Genomic DNA, 19203 nt, shown 5'->3' on the forward strand with positions numbered 1-19203 from the left:
AAGGGACCATTAACTAAAAGATGGAGAGCATCAAAACGTGAGAAAAAGCAAAAAGTACAATTTTAGAAACTATTTCAGTGACCAAAAATGAATCCTAAATCTGTCAAGCTATTTCAGGGTGATACATGGGAAGTTTGGGCAATCACTTAAACCAAGGCTGCCAGTCTAGTTTATACTTTAAGCTGCTTTTGCGCTCTCCCACTATTTGGGCGGGTACGCCTGCTACCATCATCATTGGCGGAACGTCTTTGGTGACTATACTACCAGCTCCAACTACTGCACCACGACCAATCCGCACGCCTGGCATAATCGTGGCTCGTGATGCAATCCAGGCATAATCTTCAATAATCACCTCTTTGCCCCATACCTTATGAAAATCGTCGTGTGGGTCGTGTGAGAGTGTCCAAATATTGACTTCTTGCGCTATATCTACATGATTGCCGATGAGCAGCTTACCGCCACGACCATCGAGCAACGTATGCTTATTGATAAAACACCCTTCCCCAATTTCAATATTTTTTCCATTTCGAAATTCGACATTCATCATTACAAATCCTCCCTCGCCCAGTTTCTTCACGGTTTGTTTGATAAATATCCTGCGAAAAGCGTAAAAAGGGACTTTCATTATCCCTTCCCGAAACAAATAATCTTTAAAACCTAAAAACGCCGTATAGAAATTGATTATGGTCTTCTTCATGCGTCAAAATTACTGAGTTTAATCTAACTTTGCAGTACACAAAACGCAAAATTACATTGGAGAAAATATACGACATTGCAGTGATTGGAGGAGGCATAGTAGGACTCGCTACCGCCCTGAAAATCAAGGAGAAAAACCCTAAACTAAGCTTAGTAATCATTGAGAAAGAGCATGAGGTGGCTATGCACCAAACGGGCCACAACAGTGGAGTGATTCACTCGGGGCTTTATTATAAACCCGGTAGCCTCAAAGCCACCAACTGTATCAATGGTTATAAGATGTTGGTGGATTTTGCCCAGAAAGAAAATATTCCGTTTGAACTCTGTGGAAAAATTGTAGTAGCTACTCGTCCCGAGCAAGTTCCGATTCTCGACGGCCTGTATGAAAGAGGCCAACAAAACGGTCTGACTGGCCTCAAAATGCTTGACCTCAATGGGCTACGCGAATATGAACCTCATGTACAAGGACTTAAAGGTTTTTTTGTTCCTCAAACGGGTATTATCAACTACAAAGTAGTATGCGAAAAATACGCCGAAAAAGTGCAGAAACTTGGTGGTAAATTGGTATTGGGACAACGCGTCATCGAAATAAGGCAAAATGAGAAAATCTCGATGGTAATCACCGAGCAAAACTATTATGAAGCCAAGTTGGTAATCAATTGCGCAGGCTTATATTCCGACAAAGTGGCTCAGTTTACCCAAAAAGAACCGATTCATTTACGCATTATTCCTTTTAGAGGAGAGTATTTTGAGTTAAAACCTGAGAAGCAACACTTAGTCAAAAACCTGATTTATCCTGTTCCTGACCCTAATTTTCCCTTTTTAGGCGTACACTTTACCCGAATGATAGGAGGCGGGGTAGAAGCAGGTCCCAATGCTGTTTTGGCTTTTAGACGCGAAGGCTACGAGAAGCTCGACATTCATTTTAAAGAATTGTGGAAAACCCTCACTTGGCCTGGCTTCCAGAAAGTAGCTGCCAAATATTGGAAAACAGGTTTAGGAGAAATGTACCGTTCGTTTTCGAAAGCGGCTTTTACGAAAGCATTGCAAGAGTTGATTCCAGAAATCCAATCTTCTGACCTTATCCCCGGCGGGGCGGGTGTCAGAGCACAGGCCTGCGACCGCGAAGGAGGGCTTTTGGATGACTTCAGCATCATTGAGCGTCCGCATACTATCAATGTGTGCAATGCCCCTTCGCCAGCCGCTACTTCTTCCCTGTCGATTGGGCAAACAGTAGCAGAACTTGCCCTCAAAAGATTCTAAAAAAAACGCTGGCGACGTTCAGAACATCGCCAGCGTTATGAAAGACAATCGAGAACCTTTTCTATTTCACGACCTCCACTTCAAATACCAAAGGCGCATAAGGCATAATAGTCGTGCCTGAGCCTTGAGTTCCGTAGCCCAAGGAAGAAGGAAATACCAAAATCGCTTTTTCGTTGTAGCGCATCTTACTCACGCCTTCATCAAAACCTTTGATAACACCCCCTCCGCCTACACGTACTTGAATTTCGCCCGAATCAAACTGCTTATCATTCAATAGTTTGCCAGTGTATTTCACTTTCACCACCTCTCCTGCGGCTACTTTATTCTCAGTAGTGGTAGCTGTACGAATAAAACGAAGCCCTGTGGATGACAGTTCTGTCACGGCAAGTTGCTTGGTTGTGATATAATCTTCAATACGTTGGTCTTCCGTACGTACACTCATTAATTCCAAATCGGCTCCTATTGCCGAATAGGCCGGAAGTATATTGTCAGACTGACTACCAAAAGCTAAAAAATGGTTCATAAGAAGTAACATTCTATCACCCGTACGCATGATCGACATGGCCTCATCCATACCAGCAATTAGCGAGTTGACCCCATAAATGTAAGTCAGAGGCTTATTGGCTACGCGCTCCGTACTGTCAAACTTTACATCTTGAAGCGTAAAAAGTGTATAATGAATCGCTACTTCATCACCTACTTTGGGTTTTGTACCGCCAGAATTAGACTTTAAGTAAGTATAATAAAGCCCCGACCCAGAAGGGCTTTTTTCCATTGTGAGCTTTTTGGAAGTAATATAATTCTGAATTGCTTGTTCGTTGAGCTCGAGGTTCTTCTGCCCTTCATTGTCCAACATATTTTGACACGATACCAAAAACACGGCGGCCATTACCGCTAATACAATTTGCTTCATTCTTTTTAAGTGTTTGTACACTAGTTAATTATCACTCAATTTAATTAGAGATTATCCTACAATCACTCGCTGCAATTCATTCCATTGCCAGTATTCACGCGCCATGTTTTGAATCTCCTCTGCTGTTACGACGCGTAACCGTTGGATATAGTTGGAATAGAAATCAACATCCAATCCTTCAAGTACCATCAATCTGACCCTATCTGCGATTTCGAAGGGAGTATTGAGAGAGCCCGCAAATTCTCCCGCCATATAATTTTTAACTACTTCCAACTCATCAGCCGGTACAAGTTCATTTTGGAGGGAGGTAATTTCTTTCTGTACTTCATCCAAAGTAACTTGGGCAAACTCCTTTTTTACATCGGTCCCAATCACCCAGTATCCTTCTTGGCGCATTGGCACCAAACTCGCAGAGATGCCATAAGTAAAGCCTTTGTCTTCGCGAATGTTTTTCATCAGGCGTGATCCAAAGTACCCTCCTAGGATTTCGTTGGCAACTATCATCCGATAAAAATCGGGGTGTTGTCGCTTGAAAAGTCTCCGCCCTACTCGAATAGACGACTGCACCGCCCCTTCTTTTTCCAACCATAGAGGTTCGGTTTGAGGAGTGATTTCGCGCGAAGGTAGCTCAAGTATCGATTCGACTGTTTTTTGTTGGCCTAAAAACTGATTTACGAGCGCAATCTCTTTTTCTCCCACCTGCCCAGATAAGAATACGCGAAAAGGTCGCCCTTTGATGCGTTGATGGTAGAAATTTTGCAAGTCTGAAGTTAGTAATGCCTTTATAGTTGCTTCATTTTGGCTACGCCCGTAAGGGTGGGCGGTGCCAAAAAGGTGCTTTTTAAATTGATGAGTGGCTACGTACGCATTTTTTTCAAGATTGATCCGAAGATTTTGAAGCGTAATATTCCGCAAATCGTTAAACTCTTTCTCAGGAAAGGTTGCCTCTTGAAGCATTTCAGACACCATCTCCAAAATGGAACCTAAATGCTTGGTAAGCCCATACACCATGACATTGGCGCGGTCGGGGGTATGACTTAAATCTACAAAGGCGCCAATTTTGTCAAAATGCCCACTAATCTGCGCCGAACTAAAGTTTTTGGTACCTTCAGTTAGCATTTTTATTGTAAAAAATGATGCTCCTTCGGTTTGTTCGTGCCAAGTTCCTGCTTCAAAAAGCACCTCAAGCCTCACCACCGGCTGCTCTCCCACATTGACTACGTATAGCGGCCGACCATTGTCTAAAGTCACGACCTGAGGAGTAGGAAATTGAACCGATTCAATGGTGCGAAAATCGGGTGCTTGAGTTCTATCTAGTTGCATACTTTATTGGTGGTCAAAATTTAAGAGTGCAATATTACGGACTGTTTTTGTTTAGATAAACGTTTTTGCTAAAATCGCGTTCGTAATCCTCAACTTCCTTCCGAACTTTCTTACCCAACACCCACTATTTTTCTTTGCTACGATGATTTACTTTCTACTTGCTGTCGCCTTTACTGTGGCTTTATATTTGATAATGAGGTCTTTTCCTAAATATAAAGTCAATTCGCTCCATGCGGTAATATTCAATTATTATACTTGTGTGGCGATGGGGCTGCTACTCATGCCCGACCCTACCCAATATACTCACGCCGCATGGACCAGCGTCCCTACTTTACTTACATTGGCATTGGGGATTATGTTTGTGGTAGTATTTGTATTGATAGGCTCCACGACTACCCAAGTGGGTGTTACAACAGCCGCATTAGCCAGCAATATGTCGTTAGTGATTCCGGTATTGTTCGGATTATTTATTTTCAAAAACAACAACAAAGACTTCACATTTTTAAATTATTTAGGACTATTGCTTGCTTTGGTCGCCTTAGCTTTGAGTACACTCAAAAAAGGAGAAACAAAAACTTCAAGCAGTGGGCTGCTACTATTTTTACCTGTATTGTTGTTTTTAGCGAGCGGTACCAACAATACCCTCATCAATTACATCAGTGCCACTTTTTACGAGCCTTCCCAATCTGCCCTTTTTACGGCAATTGCCTGTACAGGTGCTATTTTGATTGGCACTATTTTCTTAATCATCAAAATACTGACCACCAACGACCAACTCAGCCTAAGGAGCATTGTAGGAGGGCTTATTTTAGGGCTACCCAATTTCCTTTCTTTTTATTTTTTGTTAAAAGCCCTCAGTGCTTTCGGCAACAGTGCAGCCTTTGTTTTCCCGATTTACAATGTGTCAAGCATGTTGGTATCGTCATTTTTGGCATGGCTATTTTTCAAAGAAAAACTACAGTCTCTCAACAAATGGGGACTTCTAGTAGCGGTGATTGCTATCTTTCTGATTTCATATCAAGAAATTTTAGCTTCCTTCTAAAACTTGCTTTGTTTGTTTGAACAATCATCTAACCCATTTCGTTACTAACAGTACAGTTTTTAACTCTAATCCTTATCTATAATGGCTACTATCAAAACCATGTTTGTTATGCTTTTGTCACTCATTACGGGCATTTTTGCCAACAAAAAGGAAATCAAAACTAACACCGAAAACATCAAACCTGCCGCTTCTGTGTATGATTACAAAATGAAGACCCTTATTGGCAATCAAGAAATATCATTGAACAAGTATAAGGGCAAGAAGATTGTGTTGCTCAATGTAGCCTCTGCTTGCGGTTACACTCCTCAGTATGCTGACTGGCAAAAATTCCACGAACAATACGGAGATAAAATCGTGGTATTGGGCTTCCCTGCCAACAACTTTGGTGCACAAGAATCAGGCAGCAACGACGAAATTGCTACCTTTTGTAAGAAAAACTACGGCGTGACTTTCCAAATGTTTTCTAAAATCGACGTTGTAGGAGAAAATCAACATCCACTTTACAAATGGCTTTCAGATAAGTCACTCAACGGCTGGAATGACAAAGCACCTACGTGGAATTTCTGCAAATACATAGTGGATGAAAATGGAAAATTGACGCATTTTTTTGCTTCAAAAATTAAACCAACTGACGAAGAGTTTAAAAAGGCAGTAGGCATTCAGTAGGGGCACGCCTTGCGTGTGACCACATAGTATTTCGTAGGGGCACGCCTTGCGTGTGCCCACATAGTATTTCGTAGGGACACGCCTTGCGTGTGACCACATAGTTTTTCGTAGGGGCACGCCTTACGTGTGACCACATAGTTTTTCGTAGGGGCACGCCTTACGTGTGACCACATAGTATTTCGCAGGGGCAGGCCTTGCGTGTGACCACATAGTATTTCGCAGGGGCAGGCCTTGCGTGTGCCCCCTGATCTGCGTTATTGACTGACATAAATGGGGCAGACGCAAGGCCTGCCCCTACGGAATTTTAAATCATATTTTCTAAAAAAGGGACAATAAAAGTCAATATAACTTTTATTGTCCCTTTTTTTATAACTATTCCTTTAAAAGAGGTGGTTATTAAAACAATTTTGCAATTTTGTTTTTTCTACAACACCACCTTCATTTCAGAAATGCGACATTTTCTTTCGGTACATGATGTAACCAACATTGATACCCTTGTAAACGAGGGACTTCAGCTTAAAAAGTCACCTTTTTCTCACAAACACCTTGGTGAAAACAAAACCATCGGGTTATTGTTTTTCAATCAAAGTCTCCGTACCCGACTAAGCACGCAGCGCGCTGCTCAAAATCTTGGCATGAACACCATGGTAATGACCGTAGGGCAAGACAGCTGGGGATTGGAATTGGAAGAAGGGGTAATCATGGACGGTGGTAATGCCGAACACGTAAAAGAAGCCGCTGCCGTAATGGGTAAATACTGCGATGTTTTGGCCGTTAGAGCCTTTGCAGGGCTGCAAGACCGCGAGAAAGACTATGCCGAATTGGTCATGAATCAATTCAAAAAATACGCAGGTGTTCCTATCGTCAACCTTGAGTCGGCGACGCGCCACCCGCTTCAATCCTTGGCTGATTGTATTACGATAGAAGAATACAAAACCACAGCACGCCCCAAAGTAGTGCTGACTTGGGCACCTCATTTTAAAGCACTTCCTCAAGCGGTAGCCAACTCGTTTTGCGAATGGATGACCCGCCGCGATGTGGATTTTGTAGTAACTCATCCCGAAGGCTACGAACTGAATCCTGAGTACTTGAACAATGCAAAAGTGATTTATAATCAGGACGAAGCGTTTGCGGGAGCCGATTTTATTTATGCCAAAAACTGGTCATCCTACCAACAATATGGTAAAGTACTGACCAAAGACCCGTCGTGGATGATTACCCAACAAAAAATGGATTTGACCAACCACGGCAAGTTTATGCACTGTTTGCCCGTCCGTCGCAACGTCAAAGTAACCGACGAAGTGATTGACGGCCCGCAGTCTATCGTAGTAGAGCAGGCAGGCAACCGCCTCTGGTCGGCTCAGGCGGTATTGAAGCAGATTTTGGAGGGATTGGGATAACAAACTTATTTTTTGGGGTTTATCTTCACAAAATCATCATACGCTTCCATCTAGCGTTTTTCGATAACAGGGGCAATGTGAGTTATTGATAATATATTCCGATTTTTTTCAATCAGGGCAATTACCCGTTGCCACTGTTTCTTTTCGCGTTGCCAATACGTTTCATCGCTTCTCAAGACAGACACTAATAAGTCGCCCTCATAAAAATCGCCAGCAGCAAGCACATTTGAATGGAGGACTTCGAGAGCAAGGGGAATCAAATACAGTAAACCGATCCTTTGTCCAATCATGATTCTGAGGTCTTCGGTTGTAAAATCTACTAACCGTTTTTTTCGTAATTGAGCGCATGTTTGAATCAAATAGGTTTCCTCTTTCATTTCGTCACTCCAAACCTCATTTTCCAGTTCTTCCAGCGTTCGTTGTTTCCAATTGTTTTCTGCCCCCATTTCAATAACTAACTGATGTTACGCAGCCCTATATAAAAGTTTTTTTGTTTTAGTCAATCAAAACCAACACTTGATAGACTCTAACTATGGTTTTATTTCAAACCCATGTTCTCTTAGCTGCGTTGTAAGCCCTTCCAACATGACTTTGTCAAGTGTTTTAGTACTTTCACTTTTAGGCAGTTTTTCGAGCAGAAAGGCCTGCATTTTTGTATCTAGGTCAATGATCTGTTTTTTGATCTTACTGCGCTCTATTTGTTTGCTACCAATATATTTTTTCCGTTCAGCGGTAGACATAAGGCGCATCTTTTCGGGCAAATCTTCTACCTTAAGCGTTTCTATCAATTGAGGATTCTGCTCAGAAGCGTCGATCAAATCCCAACTTTCGTTACGATATCCACCTTTTGCTTTATAAGATGTACGCAATGACACATTAGCTTTTCCATAGTTGGCAGCATTAGCATCTTGCTCTGTTTGTTTTTTCAATTTGCTCTCACCGTGTTTTCCATAGGCGATATATGTCTCATTGAGCTGGCGATTAAGCGCAAAAAGAGTGTCATCATAGGGAGTAGGTATATGCTCAATTTTGCGATCCTTATCAATATTAAAATACAGTCCTTTACCAAGACTAGCACCATCTTGCCAGTGGGTTCTGACACCCTCTTTCCAATTACCACAAAAAATAGTATTGATAAGGATGCTTTTGTTTTGCGCAGTTGTGCATGCATTTCGATAATCGGTTGGTCCTTGATTAAAAGGTTCATTGCCCGCAATAAAGATAATTTTCATGTCGACATTAGACTCCGACCATGCTAAGCTAGTCGTAGCACTCCCGATAGCCCAACCGCAGAATTCCTCTCCACCTTTCGTATAAAGTGCGAAAAGTTTTTCTGAAATATCATCCACATCGGTGGTCAGGGCATTGACCATGCGGAGGTAGCCTTCTCCTGCGGCAAGGTTACTATTCCCATATTCATAAAGCGCTATTTCAATCACTGGGCTTTCATTGCCTCGTTTTGCTTTGATAAGATGATTAACCATTTTCCACAATTGAGCTTTGGTCTGATCTATCAATCCATCCATAGAATTAGAGGTATCGAGCAGAAGAGCTACTTGGATTTTAGGAGCTGTTTGCGAAACCGAAGCTACAACTACTATACTTTTAAAAGCAGCAAGAAGAGCAAAAATAAGAGCTGTTTTTTTCATGATCATTTTACGTTTTAGGGCTGTTTTTCAATGAATTCAAACCATTTTCCCAATAACGAATACTTGCCCTTACAAAATACACCAAAGTTAGAATTAGTAGATATGTTATGGTTTTGGCAAGTAAAAACAAATCTCTAAAAAGGCTATTGGCGGATACTATTTATAAAACCACAATGCATGCTGAGGCTCATAGCAATCTGCGGACGCTCTGCTTCCAGTGTGATTAAGTAGTATAGAATCCTAAAAAGCGAATCTATCTGTGTTTGGGATAGTGTTTTTTGTTCCTTAAAATTGGAGGCACCTGTTTTGATTTTACATGAAGAGGCAAACTGTGAAGTAGAAATTTTCCATTTTTAATACCTATGTATCCTTGTTCAAAACAGACGGCTTCTATTTTAGTAGCTTTTCAAACGGAAAAGTATTCGCTCGACTTTGAGCAGTTGGTATAAAGCGGCAATCGTCTTCTATAATTGAATGAGGGAGCGTTTCCTTTATTTATTGACTAAGGAAATCTACTGCCTTAAAGAAGATCTCAGTAGCATTATCTTTAGAATGTAAAAACGGATAACGGCCTAGTATTTCCTGCGGATCTTTACGAAATTCAAACTTACTTCCTTTTGGAACAGGGTCTTTATACCGAATCTCAAAATGTAAATGCATATCTCCTAGATGTTTGCTTTTGGCATTTCCACTGTTGCCCGTATATCCAATTATCTCACCCTCGCTTACTTGAACCGAAGCCTTTGAAATCTCCTTACTTAAGTGAGCATATTGAGCATAATAGGTAGTACCTAAGTAACCAAATTTTAAAATTAATTGCTCCCCATAGCCTCCAGGATCATTCCTGTAGGTCAACGTTCCGTTTGCGATTGCACGTGCAGGAGTACCAATTCTAGCAAATAAGTCCCAACCATAATGCGCTTTTGCCTTGCCATTACTTCCAACTCTCACATCCCCAAATTCATTGCTCTGAGGGTCTATTCTAGCGCCCTGTGTTGGGCGCATCATCATAAATTCTAAAGGAGTTGTCATACTAAAAGAATGTTATTTTTGAGGAGAACCTGTTTCAGTCAATATAGTTATAACCATCATCCACGTACCAATCAAAACAGCGAAGAATTCAACAATCCAGACTATATAAAGCATCCCTCCTGACACATTGTTCCCCCTTATTGCCCAGACTCCCGTTGTCGCAATCTTGGTCATCAGGCTAAACATTTCTGAAGGGTGGAACACTAAATGAGCTACCCCCGAATAGTCAACATGCGTAATTGGAAACGTAAACACCAAAAAAGAAGAAAAGCTTTCGAGATTTAATGCCAAACTTAACCAGATGGCCCAACTAATATAGAAAGCACATCCACTGCCCAAAAAGCTACCTACCATTACGAGCCGCTGGTTGGTAAGGGCACGGATTTTTACCAAACTTGTGGCTAAAATAGCTCCCGGCACTAAGATCAATACCAGTGCAACTATTCTCAGGAACACTACCGGTATATACCAAAGTGCATATGCATATAGCCAACCTACTATTGGTATGGTCACAAGAGCAACAATAAACTGCTGAAAAGAATGAACATGTGATTCCGTCAATACTGTATCTGTCGATGTTGTTTTCATTTTAGTAATATTTTGATTAAACTCAATCCTGTATCTCTCAAAACACTATGGACGATACGTTCCAAACCCTATATCAAAACATCGATAGCCTACAAGTTGGATTCGCTTCTGAGATTCTATTAAGTTCCCAATTACACTGATTACGCTTCGGTCATCTATCATACTGCCCAAACTACTTAAATCTACAATGGGCTTGATAAGTAATCTTCGATTGGGAGCCGACCTTACCACAGGAGTTCCTCCTTCCCAAAAAACCGCCGTTTGTGCAGTAACACTTGACACATCAGAGCCTATCTGATACCCCCCCCATGTAAAAGCAAAACAGAAATACCCCTCATGGTCTGTACGAACTATATAAGCATTGTTGTTTTTTTCTACTTTCCCCAAAGTAGTAATTTGTAAAGGAGTAACATCACCAAGAAGTACGTCCCAAATATAAACTTCACAGTTTGAGGCAGGAGCTCCACGATTGAATACCCTCCCAATCACAAACCCTGCCGAATCTGCTGTTGTGTCCAATGCCGCTTTTAGTCTTTGGCAAGCATCCCAAATCGCCATGCCTTTTTTTATGACATGTATTGCTTTGTCTATTTTATCTTCATCCATTTTTAAAGAATTATAGTTGTTTCAATTTTCACGATAAACACCTAATATTTTACCTTCATCAATCATGTTTTTTAATGATAATTTAGCCAAAGCTATGCGTCGAGCATCATATTGATTTTTCTTATCACTGTCAATCCTCAAATCAATCAAGCCAGTAGATTTGGTGGTTTCGTACTGATGTGGATAAAACAAAATGGAGTCTGCTTGTACTTCTGCTACCCGAAAGAGCGTATAGGCTTTGTCTCCCAATTTGACCTCATACACATCTCCATATTGAGGAGTAGTCACAAATGTCAATGTTTCTTTGTCTTTTTGTTGATCCGAAATAATCCCCCAAGTGGTGAAAATACCCAAAAGCGCTAAACCAGCAAACGTCCAAACAGGCGTACTCGCTTGGGCAGCAATCAATTTGGAGGTTGTCTCAAGCGACAACGGCATTTCATGAGCCTGAAGAGTTTGCCGGCAATGCCCACACTGCGACACCTTAGCCTTCCCAATAGGGAAAAATGGTATCCAAAAGATGTGAAAATAGCGTTGAAATATACTGACATAAATACTATGTTGTGCTCCACAATGAGCACAGATTTCTTGCTCTACTTTATCAGTTCGAAGTAGTTTAGCTTTTGTTCCAAAAATGATCATGAGGCTAAGATTTCAGAAGTTATAAATGCTTTAAGAGAATCACCAATAGCTAATACTACCATCAGCATTGACTTTGGTTTTACACATTGGCAAATTCAAAGTTCGATTTAGATGCACGGCTAACTTTCTCTGTATAGAAGGATAGTCAAAATAAGTATGAATAGAAGTAGAGACCGCCGGATTGTTAGTGCTACCTACGGGGCTCAAAATTGCAAACTGAATGATCCCCGAAACACATGGTAGGGCTAATACAAAATCAATGATTGATTTTTGGGTTCTCTCGTACAAGCTTATCCTTACTGCAACACGATCCGCTCCTTTATATGTAACTTCTACTGCGCTTGCTTTTTCTTCCCAGGCTACTTTTTTTGAGGCTTGAAAACTTCCATTGAGCTCATTTCCAAAAACACTGGCTATCATTAATTCTAGCATTGCATTAGAAATTGTACGGGAGGATTGATAAATCAGTGGGTTAGCAGTATATGACCACTGAGAACTCCTCCGTAAATCGGCAGATGAAATCGTATATTTAGGCGAATAGCCATCATTACCATCGATAGTAAGCGGATTAGAAGTTAAATTATTGACATAAATTTGGTAGCCGTTTACTCGAATTGTAATATTTTCCATGCTCCAAGCATCAGTTCCTTCTTTGCCTATTGTGAGATATTTAATGTCTTTTATGGTTTTGAGAGAAGGATCAAGAATATAATAACTATCCGTTTGATTTTTTTCGCGGTCATCTTTCGGTAAATCAAGATAATAGTTATTCATTGCGTCATTGAGTTTTACGTACGCTTTATCATCTGTACCAGCATCAGAAGTATTTGCGGTTTTTATGACCAATTCCAAACTATAAATAGGTACATCTTCTATACTAGCAGGCTTAGTAAAAGTAGGTTCGGCCTCAGGAGTAGGCAGTATAATCGACTCTCCATAGGTTGTACCCTTTATATTGGTAGCGTATGATCTTACATAATAAATGGTATTTTCCTTCAAATCACCAAAGGTACTTTTGAAATTTTTCGGAAAACTCCCTTCGTATTTCCCCAATGTTATTTTACCCGTATTGGACGCCAATGTCGGGACTGAGGTTCCTATCAAATGACCATAGTCAGTAATAGGAGCTCCACCATCGCCGCCAAGCGCGCTTTCTAAGGTAACAGAATTATAGGTCATCGCTCTTGAGACATTACTATTACTAATAACAGGTGGTTTAATAGCAAGTGTATTTACTTCTTGCACTTTACCGTAAGCTGTACCTTTAGCATTGGTTGCATAAGGTCTTACATAATAGGTTGTTCCTTCCTTAAGACTTTTTATTTCGCTGGTAAACTTAAGGGGAAATGGCCCTTTGGTAGCATTAAGCTGGGTATTAGAACTAGTAGTAGTGGGTATTTTTTCCGTAGAAGAATATACATGTCCATGTTGAATAATTTCTAAATTACCACTATTGCTAATCGTACTACTTATTCTCAATGACTCTATTTGAGTATCTTCTATTTTAGAGTTATCATCTATACTCGGAGTCGATGTCACAATTACGGCTGCCGTAGTCACTTCTGCCGTTTTTCCATAACTAATTCCTTTTTCATTCTGAGCATAAGCACGAATATAATACTTCGTATTTGACTTAAGCCCCGTAAAAGTCTTAGAAAAAGAGAAAGGAAAAGGGCCATCGGTACCGCCTAATTCCGTCTTTAAATCACTAACAGACGGACTTGGGTTGATTTCGGAATAAACATGACCATATTGGGTAATTTTAGAACCCCCATCATTAGCAAGGGTGTTGGTAATCTTAAACTCATCGGTTTTTATTTCTTCTATTTTGGTATTGTCGTCAATAGCAGGGGCAAACTTTTTGTCTTCAGCAAGAGTCAGTACTTCTACCGTTTTACCATATACTACACCTTTTTCATTTTTGGCAAATGGTCTCACAAAGTACTTCGTTTCTGGTTTTAAATCTCCAATGGTACTTGCAAAAACCGCTGGAAAAGGGCCACCATTTGCCCCCAAATCTTTTTTACTATCAGAAAGTGTAGGCGTATCGCTGCTTGAAGAGTATACATGACCATGTTCGGTAATGTCGCCATTGCCTGCATTGGTTATTTTACTAGTTACCTTAAAACTATTCAAGGTAATGTTTTCGGTCGTAGAAGCGGCATCAAATTCTACAATTGTCACCTCTTTGGTAGGAGTGACAGTATCTTTTTTTTTGGAGTTACAGGCATACAATAAGCTATAAGATATTGCTCCTAAAAATAAAATTTTAATGATTTTTTTCATTTTAATAATGCGTTTTAACTACTTAATCACTTATCAGAAAGCTGCGTCTTTGGCTAGAGTTCTGCCCATTGACCCCTCACAACCAAGCATCTATTATCGTACAGATATAGGTCTCATTGATTTTGTATTAAATAACTACCTTTAACCTGCCGATATCTCCGCCTAGCTATAGAGTATCGACTGCCATTCGTGAGCACACATGCTTTGTCTATCCTACTCAAATACTGAATATATTGCCGGTTGACAACGATACTTTTACTAATACGAATAAACAGAGTTGGTAGAAGAACCGCCTGCATCCGATTGAGGGTTTTACTAAAAATCAGGTGAGGGCCGTCATTAAATACTACCTTGGTGTAGTTTCCCTCCCCCTCCAAAACGACAATATTTTCGGGAGAAATCTGTTGTAAAATTTCCAACTTAGGGCGTTGTCGTAGATTACGCGGAAGCGGTATTGTCAGAAACGTCATGATAATTAAGCATAAAGATAGTTATTTGTCACCTACTCCACCGTCAAGTTCCATGTTACTTTAGCCTCAGAAACCAGCATAGAATCATCATTAGGAATCTTACCTTTCAGTACAAGTGTGTGCTTACCTTTAGGTAATTTGAGCAGCATATTGTCATTAATTACTTTGGTCGTTTGGCTGCTATAATCACAATCGGGCGTATTAAAATCTTTGTAAATATTTAGGATATCAAATACCTCCGCTTGCCATCTAAATTTTGTTTTATCGGTCATAAGTTCCGTCCCGTCAATTACCACGGAGGCACTGGCCTTTATTAAATCATAAGAGGCCGCAAGTTCTTGATACAAAAAATCTTTGAGGCTTTGACCCGTCTTTGGAAGGATGAAATATGGGTGATTTTGCCCTCCAAATCACTGGGCAAAAGCGTAAAGCCCGATAGGAACTGCTTCGACGCTTGACTTTGAGTGTCCTACTTCATCCAAGAAACAACAGGGTTTACTAAAAGTCATTTGAGGTAAGCTTTTTATACAATGTTTCCTATTTTTTCGGTAGAACCAAATACTTGAACAGTGTCTGGTTCTGCATTGTCTTTTTTGCCAGAAATCACAAAAAAACAACATTGTTAGGCTTAATAGCGTGGAGGGTAGAATGAGTCTTTTCATACTAATGAAAATGATAACTATGAATGATTGATAGCTCAAATTTCCGCCATAAATGGGCATAAAAAAATAGCGAATTTTTGCTATTTTTAGCCTCCACTAAATCCCTATTGTATCTGTGTTCTATACTATCTTCTGCCGAAGTGCTTTACTGATCGCCTCTTGGGATGAATTGACGTGAAGTTTTTCGTAGATTTTACGCAAATGCGCATTGACTGTATTGAAGCTAATGTGGCACACATCGGCAATCATTTTGTAGCTATAGCCATCCACCAAATATTTTAAGATTTCTTTTTCGCGATTTGAGAGATCAAAATACTCCGCAGGAGCTGTTTGCTGGGTTTTAAAAAATTGAAGCACCTTGCGAGCAATGCTCGGACTCATCGGAGCTCCACCCGCATACACTTCGGCAATTGCTTCCAAGACTTTTTGAGGGGTAGTTCCTTTTAAGATATAACCCGATGCCCCCGCACAAATCGCGGCAAATACCTTATCATCGTCCTCAAAGACCGTTTGCATCAAAATAGGCAAATGTGGATACTCTTTTCGAATTGCAATAACGGCCTCAATGCCCGATACGTCAGGCATTTTGATATCCATAATAACTAGATCAGGATTGGCTCTGGCTATTTTGATAAGTACCTGTGTAGCGTTGTTGAAAGCACCGCATAATACATAGTCGTCGCTATCTTTGAGAAGCAATTCCATACTACTTGTAAATGCCACATTATCATCAAAAATAGCGACTCGTATCATGTGATTGATTACCTAAAGTTTCAATTACAAATATCTTTTCGGTTGTCAGAACAATCAATAGCGAATATTGATGATTTTAAAGGGGAATCATTAGTTTAATGACGGTTCCTTTGCCTTTTTCAGAGTTAATTTCAATCAATCCCAAAAGATGCGCTACTCGCTGTTGCAAATTGCGCAAGCCATTGCCATCAGCAACATTGTTTATATCAAAACCCACGCCATCGTCGATTACTTTTACCCACATAGAAGCGTTGTATTTTTTTATAGTTATCTGTATTTCTTTGGCTTGTGAATGTTTAGCAATATTGTGAACGATTTCTTTAAAAATCAAAAACAGATGACGTTGCTGTTCAATGCTCAATGTTTGTGCTTCTTCCATTTCGTTCTTAAAATGCAGCTTCATTCCTCGATTCGACAGCATAGCTTCCGCAAAAGCTCGTACTTTCTCGGCAAAATCTTGTGCATTATCATTGGAGGGATTAATCGTCCAGACCATTCCACGCATGGTTTGAATCATTTCTTTGGAGTCTTCGATGATCTTTTCAAGAATGGGCAAGGCATCTTCTGGTTTTTTATGGAATTTCATTTTTGCCATTTCGCCCAAAAAACTAATATTCCCCAGCGTACTTCCCACATCATCGTGAAGGTCTGAAGCGATTTCATTACGGAGAGTTTGAATTTTGAGTTTGTTTTTAAATTCGTTTTTTAAATAGAAATAGTAAGCCATTCCCAATACACCAAAGGCTAAAAGCCATACAAGCGGCCAAAACCACCAATATCCCCAAAAAGGGGGAATAATATTGATTTTGAGAGAAAGAGGCTCAGGGTTCCATACCCCGTCGCCGTTACTGCCCCTTACCATAAACTTATACTCGCCCGAGGGCAGTTTTGTATAGTTGATAGTCCGTTTTTCTTGGGTAGCTATCCAATTTTCATCAATACCCTCCATTTTATATAAGTACTGGTTTTTGGGAGTATTTGAAAAGTTGAGCGCAGCAAACTCAAACTCCAAAAAATTTTGGTCATATTTTAATTCCAAATGTTTTTGGGAGGGATAATACAGACTATCCATTACCTTAATCCGAGTCATTTTTAAGGGTGGGACAAAGGTATTTTTACGCAAACTGTCAGGATTGAAATAATTGACGCCTTTGACTCCCCCAAAGTAGAGATTCCCGTAAGTATCTTGAAAACTACAATTGGTATTAAATTCATTACTTTGCAATCCATCACGGCTATCATAGTTACGGATTACTCCTTTTGTCAATGAAAAATGGACTAACCCTTTGTTACAACTTAACCACAAATCCCCTCTTCTATCTTTCAATATACCATAAATAACGTCGTTTGGTAGTCGAAAAGGTGGCTCACCAATCACCGATGAATAGTGGTTACTCATTTTAAAACTCCTCAAATCCATTTCATAAAGACCACAGTCAGTCCCGATAAAAAGACGTTGGGAATCTTGATAAAAACTACGAACATTGTTACAAGTCAATCCCTGTCTCTTATCAAATTGAAGCGCTATTTTTTTGGTGGGGTCATAGCAAAGCATCCCATGGCCTAGGGTTCCTATCCAAATTCTTTGCTTTGAATCTACAAAAAAGGTTCGGATTGTGTGTGATTTATAGGCCTCTAAACTCTCAAACTGACCCTTTTTTTTCCATTGCCCAGTTTTGGTATTAAAACATTCCAATCCTCGTTCACCACCCGTCCATATCTCACCAAACGAAGTAGCCAAAACAGCATACAAATAATAGGGTTTGTTAGGTAAAAAAGACTTAAAGTGGCGAGTTTTTTTATCAAAACGATTTAATCCAGTAGAAGTAGCTAGCCACAAATAATTGTACCCTTGGGCTGAGATGCTGTATATCTCATTGTGTTGCAAACTATTGGGATCACGGGGGTCATTTACAAAATTTTGAAACTGCCCTGAGGAGTTAAGGTGTGACAACCCTCCTTTGTTGGTTCCAAAGTATAGCCCTGAATCATCCCCCCAAATTGTAAAAACCATGTCATCGAGCATGGTGTTAAAGAGGTTTGTCTGCTTTTTAATGGTCCGAAAAGGAAAACGCAAAGGATCATATTTGCTGAACCCACTACTTCCAAGTCCTAACCACACGATGCCTTGTCGGTCTTGAAATAGGCTTAATACAAAATCTTCTCCTAAACTCGCTTCGTTGGCCAATTCTTTACGAATATGTACAAACTTCTTCAGGTCATGTCTATACAAAGAAACACCACCTTGCTTCGTACCCAGCCAGAGATTACCCGCTCGGTCTTTCATCATACACCTTATTTCATTGTCGCTTATATAAAGAGGTTCTGTTCCTTTGGTAAAACACTTCCAATTCTTGGAATTTTTGGGAGTATCTATTTGATAAACCCCTTGGTTATAAATCGACATCCACAGCTTATTATCGGCATCAAAACAAATGGCCTGAATGACGGATTTTGAATTTATCCTCAATTTTGTTTTGATATTCGTAGGCACAAAAACATCATTATGGTAGTCAAAATAAAATACATCATCATAGGTAGAAAGCCATAGATTACCTGAGGAGTCTAGGCAAAAGTCATATAAATTAGTTTGAAGAGGTAAGTAATGAGCTAGTTTTTTTGTGATGTAAGAGTATCTAAACACCCCTTGTTCATCAGTCATTATCCACACATTCCCATGATAATCTTCGATAAATTTTTCAATTGAAACAGAATCCAACGAATGGGTCATATTTAATTCCTGCCTAAAACTTTTAAAACCCTCTATACGCTTATCATAAAAATTTATGCCTTTACGAGTACCTACCCAAAAACGCCCCTTAGAGTCCGCCAATAACGCTTGCACAAAACTACTATTGATGCCATTTTGGGTAGTAGTTCTAAATGTTTTTAATGAATAGCCATCATACCTACTAAGTCCATCTTGAGTCGCAAACCATATAAAATCATCGAACTGAGATACAGCATAGCCACTACCTTGTTCAAGACCCTCTTTTTGAGTAATATGCTCAAACCTATATGCAATTAAGCTTTGGGCTTTTAGAATACAGAAATTTGAAGAAGCAAAAATTAATAAAATATAATTCCAGTATTTCGTCCAGAAGCATTTATTGTGTGAATGGATGATAAATAACATCTCTAAATTTACATATTTTTAATATTAAATCAGCCAAGCGAAGTCTCAAAATTTATCAAACGGTAGGAGTTCTTGT

At 39.9% G+C, this 19203-nt stretch carries 18 protein-coding genes; 4 read left to right on the forward strand and 14 right to left on the reverse strand.

Features of this window, described 5'->3' with window-relative positions:
- Positions 1-142 precede the first annotated feature (142 nt).
- Positions 143-697, reverse strand: a complete 555-nt coding sequence (locus P1X15_RS22905; protein ID WP_277340474.1) for a DapH/DapD/GlmU-related protein — start codon at positions 695-697, stop codon at positions 143-145.
- A 65-nt stretch (positions 698-762) separates the two neighbouring features.
- Between P1X15_RS22905 and lhgO the strand changes: the two genes are divergently transcribed.
- On the forward strand, positions 763-1959 hold the full coding sequence (gene lhgO / locus P1X15_RS22910; RefSeq protein ID WP_277340594.1) for an L-2-hydroxyglutarate oxidase: 1197 nt from the start codon (positions 763-765) through the stop codon (positions 1957-1959).
- Positions 1960-2020: 61 nt separating this feature from the next.
- Here the strand turns inward: lhgO and P1X15_RS22915 are convergent, their stop codons facing one another.
- Positions 2021-2872, reverse strand: coding sequence for an FKBP-type peptidyl-prolyl cis-trans isomerase (locus P1X15_RS22915; protein ID WP_277340475.1), 852 nt, complete (start codon positions 2870-2872; stop codon positions 2021-2023).
- Positions 2873-2923: 51 nt separating this feature from the next.
- On the reverse strand, positions 2924-4195 hold the full coding sequence (locus tag P1X15_RS22920; protein ID WP_277340476.1) for a pitrilysin family protein: 1272 nt from the start codon (positions 4193-4195) through the stop codon (positions 2924-2926).
- Positions 4196-4388: 193 nt separating this feature from the next.
- Here P1X15_RS22920 and P1X15_RS22925 point away from each other — a divergent pair, with 193 nt between their 5' ends.
- The 3 genes from P1X15_RS22925 (at position 4389) to P1X15_RS22935 (ending at position 7303) form a co-directional block, all read left to right on the forward strand.
- The gene (locus P1X15_RS22925) at positions 4389-5237 is read left to right on the forward strand and encodes an EamA family transporter (RefSeq protein ID WP_277340477.1); all 849 of its coding nucleotides are present in this window, start codon (positions 4389-4391) and stop codon (positions 5235-5237) included.
- Positions 5238-5345: 108 nt separating this feature from the next.
- Complete coding sequence (locus P1X15_RS22930; RefSeq protein ID WP_277340478.1) at positions 5346-5903, forward strand: glutathione peroxidase; 558 nt, start codon at positions 5346-5348, stop codon at positions 5901-5903.
- Positions 5904-6352: 449 nt separating this feature from the next.
- Positions 6353-7303, forward strand: a complete 951-nt coding sequence (locus P1X15_RS22935) for an N-acetylornithine carbamoyltransferase (protein ID WP_277340479.1) — start codon at positions 6353-6355, stop codon at positions 7301-7303.
- A 50-nt stretch (positions 7304-7353) separates the two neighbouring features.
- Here the strand turns inward: P1X15_RS22935 and P1X15_RS22940 are convergent, their stop codons facing one another.
- The 11 genes from P1X15_RS22940 to P1X15_RS22990 all read right to left on the reverse strand — a co-directional run bounded on the left by P1X15_RS22940 (position 7354) and on the right by P1X15_RS22990 (position 19127).
- On the reverse strand, positions 7354-7749 hold the full coding sequence (locus P1X15_RS22940) for a contact-dependent growth inhibition system immunity protein (protein ID WP_277340480.1): 396 nt from the start codon (positions 7747-7749) through the stop codon (positions 7354-7356).
- Between the two features lie 84 nt (positions 7750-7833).
- A complete protein-coding gene (locus P1X15_RS22945) occupies positions 7834-8952 on the reverse strand; it encodes a VWA domain-containing protein (protein ID WP_277340481.1) in 1119 nt (372 codons plus the stop codon).
- A gap of 495 nt (positions 8953-9447) precedes the next feature.
- Positions 9448-9984, reverse strand: a complete 537-nt coding sequence (locus P1X15_RS22950) for a M23 family metallopeptidase (RefSeq protein ID WP_277340482.1) — start codon at positions 9982-9984, stop codon at positions 9448-9450.
- 12 nt (positions 9985-9996) lie between these two features.
- Positions 9997-10572 (reverse strand): hypothetical protein, encoded by a 576-nt coding sequence (locus tag P1X15_RS22955; RefSeq protein WP_277340483.1) that lies wholly within the window; start codon positions 10570-10572, stop codon positions 9997-9999.
- 45 nt (positions 10573-10617) lie between these two features.
- Positions 10618-11178: a hypothetical protein gene (locus P1X15_RS22960; RefSeq protein WP_277340484.1), complete on the reverse strand. Its 561-nt coding sequence runs from the start codon at positions 11176-11178 to the stop codon at positions 10618-10620.
- Between the two features lie 21 nt (positions 11179-11199).
- Positions 11200-11820: a hypothetical protein gene (locus P1X15_RS22965; protein WP_277340485.1), complete on the reverse strand. Its 621-nt coding sequence runs from the start codon at positions 11818-11820 to the stop codon at positions 11200-11202.
- A 39-nt stretch (positions 11821-11859) separates the two neighbouring features.
- Entirely contained in the window at positions 11860-14106 is a 2247-nt protein-coding gene (locus P1X15_RS22970; protein WP_277340486.1) for a PLAT/LH2 domain-containing protein, read from the reverse strand.
- Between the two features lie 113 nt (positions 14107-14219).
- The gene (locus P1X15_RS22975; RefSeq protein WP_277340487.1) at positions 14220-14576 is read right to left on the reverse strand and encodes a LytTR family DNA-binding domain-containing protein; all 357 of its coding nucleotides are present in this window, start codon (positions 14574-14576) and stop codon (positions 14220-14222) included.
- Between the two features lie 32 nt (positions 14577-14608).
- Positions 14609-14923 (reverse strand): hypothetical protein, encoded by a 315-nt coding sequence (locus P1X15_RS22980; RefSeq protein ID WP_277340488.1) that lies wholly within the window; start codon positions 14921-14923, stop codon positions 14609-14611.
- A gap of 435 nt (positions 14924-15358) precedes the next feature.
- Positions 15359-15991, reverse strand: coding sequence for a response regulator transcription factor (locus tag P1X15_RS22985; protein ID WP_277340489.1), 633 nt, complete (start codon positions 15989-15991; stop codon positions 15359-15361).
- 76 nt (positions 15992-16067) lie between these two features.
- Complete coding sequence (locus tag P1X15_RS22990) at positions 16068-19127, reverse strand: two-component regulator propeller domain-containing protein (protein ID WP_277340490.1); 3060 nt, start codon at positions 19125-19127, stop codon at positions 16068-16070.
- Positions 19128-19203 lie beyond the last annotated feature (76 nt).

The sequence above is a fragment of the Runella sp. MFBS21 genome (genome assembly GCF_029433105.1).
Taxonomy (GTDB): Bacteria; Bacteroidota; Bacteroidia; order Cytophagales; family Spirosomataceae; genus Runella.

Coding starts and splice junctions, on each gene's coding strand:
- P1X15_RS22905 (WP_277340474.1), bottom strand. CDS start 697: ATGAAGAAGACCATAATCAATTTCTATACGGCGTTTTTAGGTTTTAAA.
- P1X15_RS22915 (WP_277340475.1), bottom strand. CDS start 2,872: ATGAAGCAAATTGTATTAGCGGTAATGGCCGCCGTGTTTTTGGTATCG.
- P1X15_RS22920 (WP_277340476.1), bottom strand. CDS start 4,195: ATGCAACTAGATAGAACTCAAGCACCCGATTTTCGCACCATTGAATCG.
- P1X15_RS22925 (WP_277340477.1), top strand. CDS start 4,389: ATGAGGTCTTTTCCTAAATATAAAGTCAATTCGCTCCATGCGGTAATA.
- P1X15_RS22930 (WP_277340478.1), top strand. CDS start 5,346: ATGCTTTTGTCACTCATTACGGGCATTTTTGCCAACAAAAAGGAAATC.
- P1X15_RS22935 (WP_277340479.1), top strand. CDS start 6,353: ATGCGACATTTTCTTTCGGTACATGATGTAACCAACATTGATACCCTT.
- P1X15_RS22940 (WP_277340480.1), bottom strand. CDS start 7,749: ATGGGGGCAGAAAACAATTGGAAACAACGAACGCTGGAAGAACTGGAA.
- P1X15_RS22945 (WP_277340481.1), bottom strand. CDS start 8,952: ATGAAAAAAACAGCTCTTATTTTTGCTCTTCTTGCTGCTTTTAAAAGT.
- P1X15_RS22950 (WP_277340482.1), bottom strand. CDS start 9,984: ATGACAACTCCTTTAGAATTTATGATGATGCGCCCAACACAGGGCGCT.
- P1X15_RS22955 (WP_277340483.1), bottom strand. CDS start 10,572: ATGAAAACAACATCGACAGATACAGTATTGACGGAATCACATGTTCAT.
- P1X15_RS22960 (WP_277340484.1), bottom strand. CDS start 11,178: ATGGATGAAGATAAAATAGACAAAGCAATACATGTCATAAAAAAAGGC.
- P1X15_RS22965 (WP_277340485.1), bottom strand. CDS start 11,820: ATGATCATTTTTGGAACAAAAGCTAAACTACTTCGAACTGATAAAGTA.
- P1X15_RS22970 (WP_277340486.1), bottom strand. CDS start 14,106: ATGAAAAAAATCATTAAAATTTTATTTTTAGGAGCAATATCTTATAGC.
- P1X15_RS22975 (WP_277340487.1), bottom strand. CDS start 14,576: ATGACGTTTCTGACAATACCGCTTCCGCGTAATCTACGACAACGCCCT.
- P1X15_RS22985 (WP_277340489.1), bottom strand. CDS start 15,991: ATGATACGAGTCGCTATTTTTGATGATAATGTGGCATTTACAAGTAGT.
- P1X15_RS22990 (WP_277340490.1), bottom strand. CDS start 19,127: ATGTTATTTATCATCCATTCACACAATAAATGCTTCTGGACGAAATAC.